The 7488-nt window shown below is 41.9% G+C and carries 6 protein-coding genes, 4 tRNA genes and 1 rRNA gene; all 11 read right to left on the bottom strand.

The features are described from left to right. On the bottom strand, positions 1-620 hold a 620-nt coding region (locus BGK61_RS19220; protein ID WP_157888803.1), incomplete at its 3' end, for a GTP-binding protein. 67 nt (positions 621-687) lie between these two features. Beyond that, a tRNA-Thr gene (locus BGK61_RS19215) sits at positions 688-763 on the bottom strand. Between the two features lie 7 nt (positions 764-770). Then, positions 771-845 (bottom strand) — tRNA-Gly (locus tag BGK61_RS19210). A 33-nt stretch (positions 846-878) separates the two neighbouring features. Next, positions 879-963, bottom strand: a tRNA-Tyr gene (locus tag BGK61_RS19205). Between the two features lie 7 nt (positions 964-970). Further along, positions 971-1046 (bottom strand) — tRNA-Thr (locus tag BGK61_RS19200). A 109-nt stretch (positions 1047-1155) separates the two neighbouring features. After that, the gene (locus BGK61_RS19195) at positions 1156-1914 is read right to left on the bottom strand and encodes a type III pantothenate kinase (RefSeq protein ID WP_076012831.1); all 759 of its coding nucleotides are present in this window, start codon (positions 1912-1914) and stop codon (positions 1156-1158) included. Between the two features lie 145 nt (positions 1915-2059). Beyond that, a complete protein-coding gene (gene birA, locus BGK61_RS19190) occupies positions 2060-3046 on the bottom strand; it encodes a bifunctional biotin--[acetyl-CoA-carboxylase] ligase/biotin operon repressor BirA (RefSeq protein ID WP_039222269.1) in 987 nt (328 codons plus the stop codon). Further along, positions 3043-4077, bottom strand: a complete 1035-nt coding sequence (gene murB / locus BGK61_RS19185) for a UDP-N-acetylmuramate dehydrogenase (protein ID WP_076012830.1) — start codon at positions 4075-4077, stop codon at positions 3043-3045. The genes birA and murB overlap by 4 nt, the downstream gene beginning before the upstream one ends. Positions 4078-4249: 172 nt before the next feature. Beyond that, positions 4250-5815, bottom strand: a complete 1566-nt coding sequence (locus BGK61_RS19180; protein ID WP_076012829.1) for a methyl-accepting chemotaxis protein — start codon at positions 5813-5815, stop codon at positions 4250-4252. Positions 5816-6224: 409 nt separating this feature from the next. Next, positions 6225-6719, bottom strand: a complete 495-nt coding sequence (locus BGK61_RS19175; RefSeq protein WP_234349542.1) for a hypothetical protein — start codon at positions 6717-6719, stop codon at positions 6225-6227. A 565-nt stretch (positions 6720-7284) separates the two neighbouring features. Beyond that, positions 7285-7400 (bottom strand): 5S ribosomal RNA (rrf, locus tag BGK61_RS19170). Positions 7401-7488 lie beyond the last annotated feature (88 nt).

Raw genomic sequence — 7488 nt, 5'->3', positions numbered from 1 at the left:
ATTGCACGCTCTGGCTCTGGGATGTATGAATCAAGCGCTTCACCAAGCTCGATGATTTTCTTTTCCCACTCTGGGTCGCCTTCAAGCGCCTTAAGAGCTGAACCTTGGATAACTGGTAGGTCATCACCTGGGAATTCGTATTCGTTAAGAAGTTCACGAACTTCCATTTCTACTAGCTCTAGAAGCTCTTCATCATCAACCATGTCACATTTGTTCATGAATACGATGATGTAAGGAATACCAACCTGACGACCAAGTAGGATGTGCTCACGAGTCTGTGGCATAGGACCATCAGTCGCAGCAACTACTAGGATACCACCGTCCATCTGAGCAGCACCGGTGATCATGTTTTTAACGTAATCAGCGTGTCCTGGGCAGTCTACGTGTGCGTAGTGACGAGTAGGAGTGTCATATTCTACGTGTGAAGTAGAAATGGTGATACCACGTGCTTTCTCTTCAGGCGCGTTATCGATTTGATCGAAAGCCTGTGCGTTACCGCCGTAAGTTTTAGAAAGAACTGTAGTGATAGCTGCAGTTAGGGTAGTTTTACCGTGGTCAACGTGGCCGATTGTACCCACGTTTACGTGGGGTTTCGTACGTTCAAACTTTTCTTTTGCCATTTCTATTATCCCAGCAAAGTTACATTAAAAAATTTAGAAATTTTACATGAGCTGGGGAGAAATAAACTGGTGCTGATAGGCAGATTTGAACTGCCGACCTCACCCTTACCAAGGGTGCGCTCTACCAACTGAGCTATATCAGCACTGATTTGGAGCGGGCAGCGGGAATCGAACCCGCATCATCAGCTTGGAAGGCTGAGGTAATAGCCATTATACGATGCCCGCAATCCTAATTCTCTGGCCACCTCATAGAGAAAGTGGTGGAGGGGGCAGGATTCGAACCTGCGAAGGCTGAGCCGGCAGATTTACAGTCTGCTCCCGTTGACCGCTTGGGTACCCCTCCAGATTGATGGTGCCGACTGCCGGAATCGAACTGGCGACCTACTGATTACAAGTCAGTTGCTCTACCAACTGAGCTAAGTCGGCACTACATCAAGTGGGTGCGCATTCTAGAGTATTGTTTAACTCTGTGCAAGTGTCTTTTTGAAAATTTTTCAATTTTCTTTTTTGACCAATTTTTCAACTAATCAAAAACTTACGTCGACGTTCCCTTTAAAAGTTCACTTCGAGCGTAGCGGGCAAGACCCTGCATCACCAAATGAGCGAGGCGCATGTTATCAGCAGATTTTAAGAATGCAAACACTTTTTTGTCTCCACCCCCTAAAATTATGTCAAATTCGGTTTGTTTGCTTGATATGTAATCAATCGCGCTCAAATAAACACCATATAGGGCAGCATGACACCCTGTTGCCACACAATCTTCGGTATCGGTCCCCACACCAAAGGTGGTCGGAATTTCATCATTCGCGAATACTTTTTTAGTTGAAGCAACCAATGCATTACGCATTACTTGAAAACCAGGCACGATCCAACCGCCTAAATGTTGACCATCTACGACAAAATCAACCGTTATTGCCGTACCCACATCCATAACAAAAAATGCTTTTTTTGATTTTTCTGCAGCACAGACCATGGCAAGCCACCTATCAACGCCCATTTTTTGAACATTCGCGTAACTATTTTTTATGCCGAAGGCTTCTTTCTCTGTGTGCTTTTCTACAAAAATAATTTTTCGCTCGTTACACATGGCGGATATTTCATCAACCAGCTCCTGATTTCTTACCGAAGCTATGTATAAATGAGAAATTTTTTTCTGAGAATCGATAAAAGAGAAAAGAGAATTGGTATCTTCGCATGCATTAGGCTCTTCTTCTGCATGACAAAGTAGTGAATATTTTATTCGGGTGTTACCGATATCCACTAATATGACGTGGTTTTCTTCAATGTTGTTCATATTTTTGGTTTCAGTCGCAATGTAATGCGTAAAACGAACGGAAAGAATTTTATCTAAAAATCACAAAGATGAACTACGAAGTACTTTTATAATAAAAATGGCCAAATTTTCGTAGCTCAGCTATAAAGTAAAACAAAATAAAACGTTAATTGCCTCTTAGGCTAACTTCACCACCATGGAATCGCGTAATACCATCTTGTGTTTCAACAAGTAGTGCGCCGCTGGCGTCCACTCCCCTGTCAATACCGGAAAAACGTTTCTCACCCATTTGTAAAACAATGCGTTTGTCGGCGTATAAGTCGAGCGCTTCCCAATATGCAGTAAATGGCCCGAAGCCCTGTTGGGTAAATTTCGGTAAATAAGACCATAGCGATTTAATAATTTCCGCCGCTAAAGCATTTCTATCTGGGATAGTACCTAAATAAGACGCAAGATCACTATGAGGCTGACCAACATCGTACTGATTATCGGGCACACAAACATTTAAACCTATGCCGATAACACTATGCGCCGTAGCACCTATTTGCCCTTCTACCTCAATAAGTACGCCCGCAAGTTTTTTACCTTGCAAATAAATGTCATTCGGCCATTTAAGTTCAGCGTCTTCTACACCAAATTCTTTAAGTGCATCGCAAACAGCCAAGCCCACTAATAAAGAAAGCCCCGCCATGCTTTGATAACCGTCGGGAAAAGACCAGTACATAGAGAAAGTTAAGCTGCCGCCAACTGGTGCTAACCACGAACGACCATGTCTGCCGCGCCCATCGGTCTGAATTTCAGCGAAAACAACATCGCCGTTTTCAAGATCTTCTCTTTTACTCGCTATACGCTTCTTCATTTCTGTATTGGTGGAAGGTAATACCGACTCCACATCAATAACCGCTCGTTTTGTATTGCCTAAATGGCGTTTAATGCTGTCGGCGCTTAACAATGGAAACCCTCGTTCTAAACGGTAGCCTTTACCTTTTACTTTAAATACATCCAGCCCCCAATCGGCGAGTTGGGAGATATGGCCTGCTACTGCTGTACGCGAGAGGCCTACTTGCTGTGCAATGGTTTCACCGGAGTGGAATTGGCCGTCGGACAACAAAGCGAGAATATGTTTTCTTATAGCTTTTGATGCTTGTCTCATAGCGAAATAAGTCCTTTGCTTCCTAATAAGCGTACTTCTGGCTCGAGCTGTATACCAAACTTTTGATGTACGCTTGCTATGATATCTTTTGCCATGGTTAGTACGTCGCTTCCGGTGGCACCACCTAAGTTTGTAAGAACCAATGGCTGTGTAGGGTGACATCGTACTTTATTCAAAGTTTTGCCTTTAAAACCTGCTTGGTCAATAAGCCACGCCGCAGGTATTTTTATTTGTTCGTTTTCAGTGGGTGGCAAATCGGCACTCTGACTCAATACAAAATGAGGGACTGAATCATATTCTTGTGCAATCGCTTGATAGATTGCTTTTGAAACCACTGGGTTTTTGAAAAAGCTTCCTGCGTTACCTAGCTCGTTCGGGTCCGGAAGTTTGCTCTTCCTTATTTCAATTACCTTACTATATACCTTTTCTGGTGTAGGCTCAGTAAGTGCGGCTAGTTCGCCATAACTAGTTTCAAGTTCGTAGTGCTTGGGTAATTTAAAGTTAACGTGAGTGATCAGCACCTTGTTAGCGAGTGCATGTTTAAACACACTATCCCTGTAACCAAATTGACAGTCTTCATTGCTCAGCAGCACTTGTTCGCCAGTTTCAAGAAATACGCATTCTACTTTGTCAATTAGCGTATTCACTTCTCGGCCGTACGCACCAATATTCTGAATTGGGCATGCGCCTACTGAGCCTGGTATTAAGGCGAGATTTTCGAATCCATACCACTTCTCTTTCATACAAAGGGTGACGAAGTCATGCCAGTTTTCACCTGCACCTACCCTTAAGTAGTGATGGCTTTCAGTATCAAAGTGACTTATGCCTTTTATCTCGTTCACCAAAACTGTGCCGTCAAAATCATCGGTAAAGATCGAGTTGCTTCCGCCACCGAGTATATAAATGGCTTTGTTTGTATTGTTCTTATGGGCTTTGTAGATAGACAGAAATGAAGCAACATCGGTAAACGACTGAATAGAATCACAAGAAGCTGCAAGGCCAAATGTGCTGTAAGGTTGTAATGAAGGCATAGATTTTTACGAACTGCGAACAATTCGCTAATGGTAGGGTAACGTAGCGCCAAATAAAAGCGTAAAGAAAGAATAATATTGCAGCGGGTATTGCTGCGGATAGCGTTAAACCTGCCCGCCTGTGCTCGAACCAGCCGATTGGAGCGTATGCTTCCAACCGGGCATTCAGATATTACTGTTCCTTAGCCTTATAACCTATTCTAAACCCTCCCCAATGTTTGCCGTTAACATAAATGGGAGCAGACAAATCATGCATGATCTCGCCAGTATCTCGTTTATAAGTTTGAAGCAAAAATGTGGAAGTGTTGCTACCGCAACGACTGCCGGTTTTATCGTTAAATATCCTTTTAGTTCTATTATTCGCTAAGTCTGTTTCGTAATTACCGGTAAGAGGCTGGCTAAACTTTTTATTATGGGTAGGAAAGTACCCATTTTTATCAACTGCGCCTGCATAAATAATGAAACTGTTAGCTTCTAATAATGGCTCCTGGATAGCGGGGAGCACATTATCGGTAAACTTATCAAAGGGTGTGGCGTGTTTAGGTGGGTTGGTATTCGGTATAGGGGTATAGTCAAAGTTAAATAGCTGAGATTCTGATATCTCTCCATCTGCAATCGCTTGCTCGAAACGCTTCCCTATTGTTTTCGCTGTATTAACGGCTATATCTCTAACTTCGCTATTTCTATCGTTTACATTAAAACTTTCCAATAGCCTAAAAATGTCTTCCGCTTGACTGCTCAGAGACAAAGCCTGTGTAGAAACATCGGTGAGATCATGCTCTAACTTTTCTGTTGTGGTGTGCAGTTGAAGTATATTGGTACTGATACCTGCACTATGTTCGGCATTTTCTTCAACCATAGCCTGCATAGCGCCCATCGATTCCCGAGCTTTTGTAGAAAGCATGCTTGATTGTGAGATAGCATCTTCACTTTCCTGTAATTTCACATTCATGTTATCACTAGAATTAAGTACCGTTTCCATAGTCGCCACTGCTGCCTGGCTACTGGTATTCATATCTTGCAATAAGCTTTCAATTCCAGACGTGGCATCGGTTGTTTTCTTAGCCAGCTCGCGCACCTCGTCGGCTACGACAGCAAAACCACGCCCTTGATCACCCGCTCGTGCCGCCTCAATAGCCGCATTAAGGGCGAGCATATTTGTTTGATCGGCCAATTGGTTAATCGTGTTCGTGATAGTACTTATACCTTCGGCTTTACTTTTCAGCGTTATGAGCGCTTCAGATGATGCATTTATATTTTTCACCAATTGCTGTTGTTCGCTCAAAACGTCCTTTAATGAGGTGCTTCCGAACTGCGTTTTTTCATCTGACTCATTCATAGAAGAGGCTGCATTCTTTGCTAATGCATCTAACTGACTTGATGAGGACTCTAGCTGCTGAAGTCTGCCGCTCATCTCGCCTATGTTCGCAACCTGTTCATTGAATGCCTTTGATAGCTGTTCTAAAAAGAACGAAATAGAAGCCCCACCAATAGCTATATTACTAGCCGCATGACTCACTTTCGTTGCATCGTTGCTGCTTTCTTTCTGTATGTATTCATCATTAATGTTGGAGTAGTTGGATTCAGAATTCTGATTTTGCTGCACCTTTTCGAGGATAAAGGCTGCAAGAAGGATAGATAAAAATGTAATACCGGTAGATATTAAAATATTCGACGTCATAAATGACATCACGACTTGAACGAGTCCGGCAACAATAGCTAATACAAAATACTTCATCAGGCAGGCTTAACACTTTATTAACATCATTAAAATGTAGAGCGATTCTGACAATTTATCTATAAGCGGATAGTATTATAAGCAAATAAAGGGGTCAGAGTACTTTATCAACCAAATTAATGGGGTCAGAGTACATTTCTATTAATTAGCTAAGTTCAACGATATAGCTATTGCGCTATGAGTTAGGAAGGACGCGTTATTATTGAATGCTACTCAGACACTAATTCGTTGAGATGCAAAACCATTCTCTGAGCTTCAAATAATAGGGTCAGAGTACATTACTACAAATTAGTTAGGTTCAATGATTTAACTGTTGCGCCGTAAATTCGCAAGGACGCTTTATTAATGAATGCTATTCAGGTACTAATTCGTTGAGATGCAAAACCATCCATCCACCGATATAAATATTTCAAGGTCTTCTTGCATCATAAATGGCGCCAGATGAAACTAACTTGTTTACTTGTGCTTCATCTAAAACAAGATTATCAACTCGATAGTAATTTCTTAGCAGCAAGGCCTTGTCAAATTTAGCGTGCTGATTCGGCGAAACGGGAGCTGTGTGAGCGATATTTCCTACTTTGAACGTATAAGTACCGTTTTCAATATTCAAAAGTTTCATTGGAACATAACGAAATCTAGCGTCTGATGTAGGATCAATAGCCCTATAATCTATATAGAAAAAATCATTTTTTTGAGGGTTAGACAAGACTTGTTCTTTTTCACTATTTTCTACGAATGCATTACCAATGAAAAATACTGCTATGAGTAGAAAACAAACGAGTTCTACATGCTGCTTTAATAAGCCAGCGATAGGTTCAATTTGAAAATTGCCGCGCAAGTAAGCCGGATTGTTGTCGAATGGTAAGGCTAACATCTTAACGTCCAAGTTGTTTAGTATTTCCATGTCCATACCATACCGTTCTTTTTTTAATCTGTCGCTCGAATATTGGGGTCAGAGTACATTTCCTTAATAAGGCATGCTGAAGAATCTAACAATTTGTCCCACACTGTTATGAAGTCACGCATAGTTAGACTCGTTTGTTCAGAAAGGTAATCTGCCCCGTGCGTCTTAATATTGGGGTCGGAGTACATTTCTACGTTTTAATAAGTGTGAATGTTAAAAAAGTACTCTGACCCCTTTACTCCTGAGTGAGTAGACTGATGGTCTGTGTTGGAGTTTGTGCGCTCTAAACTATTTGATAAATGAAACTTTCACAGTGACTTGAGCTGGTAAAGAGTGCAGTCGCGGAAAAACACATTTTAATGTTGGGGTCGGAGTACATTTCTCTTGTTTTTCTTCATTGGAGGATAAGGGTACTTTGACTTGGCTCTTATGATTTGGGTAATAAAGTACTCTGACCCCAATTTGAAGGTTTTGCTGGGGAATTAAGGATTAATGTACTCTGACCCCATTTTTGGTTTCTTCCAAACGCAAAAAACCCGCCGTTAGGCGGGTTTCTTTTAATGGGACCTGGCAGTGTCCTACTCTCACATGGGGAAACCCCACACTACCATCGGCGCTAATACGTTTCACTTCTGAGTTCGGAATGGAGTCAGGTGGTACCGTATCGCTATGGCTGCCAGGAAAAACTGGTAACAATCTAGAAAACTGGATATCAATTCAATCAGTGAGTAACTACTTTTCACTCTACTTACTTTAGCTTGTCTACAAC

It is taken from the genome of Alteromonas abrolhosensis (assembly GCF_001953635.1).
In the GTDB taxonomy this organism is placed as follows: Bacteria; Pseudomonadota; Gammaproteobacteria; order Enterobacterales; family Alteromonadaceae; genus Alteromonas; species Alteromonas abrolhosensis.
Note: the sequence above shows the minus strand (reverse complement) of the source record. Positions and strands in the feature narration are given on the sequence as shown.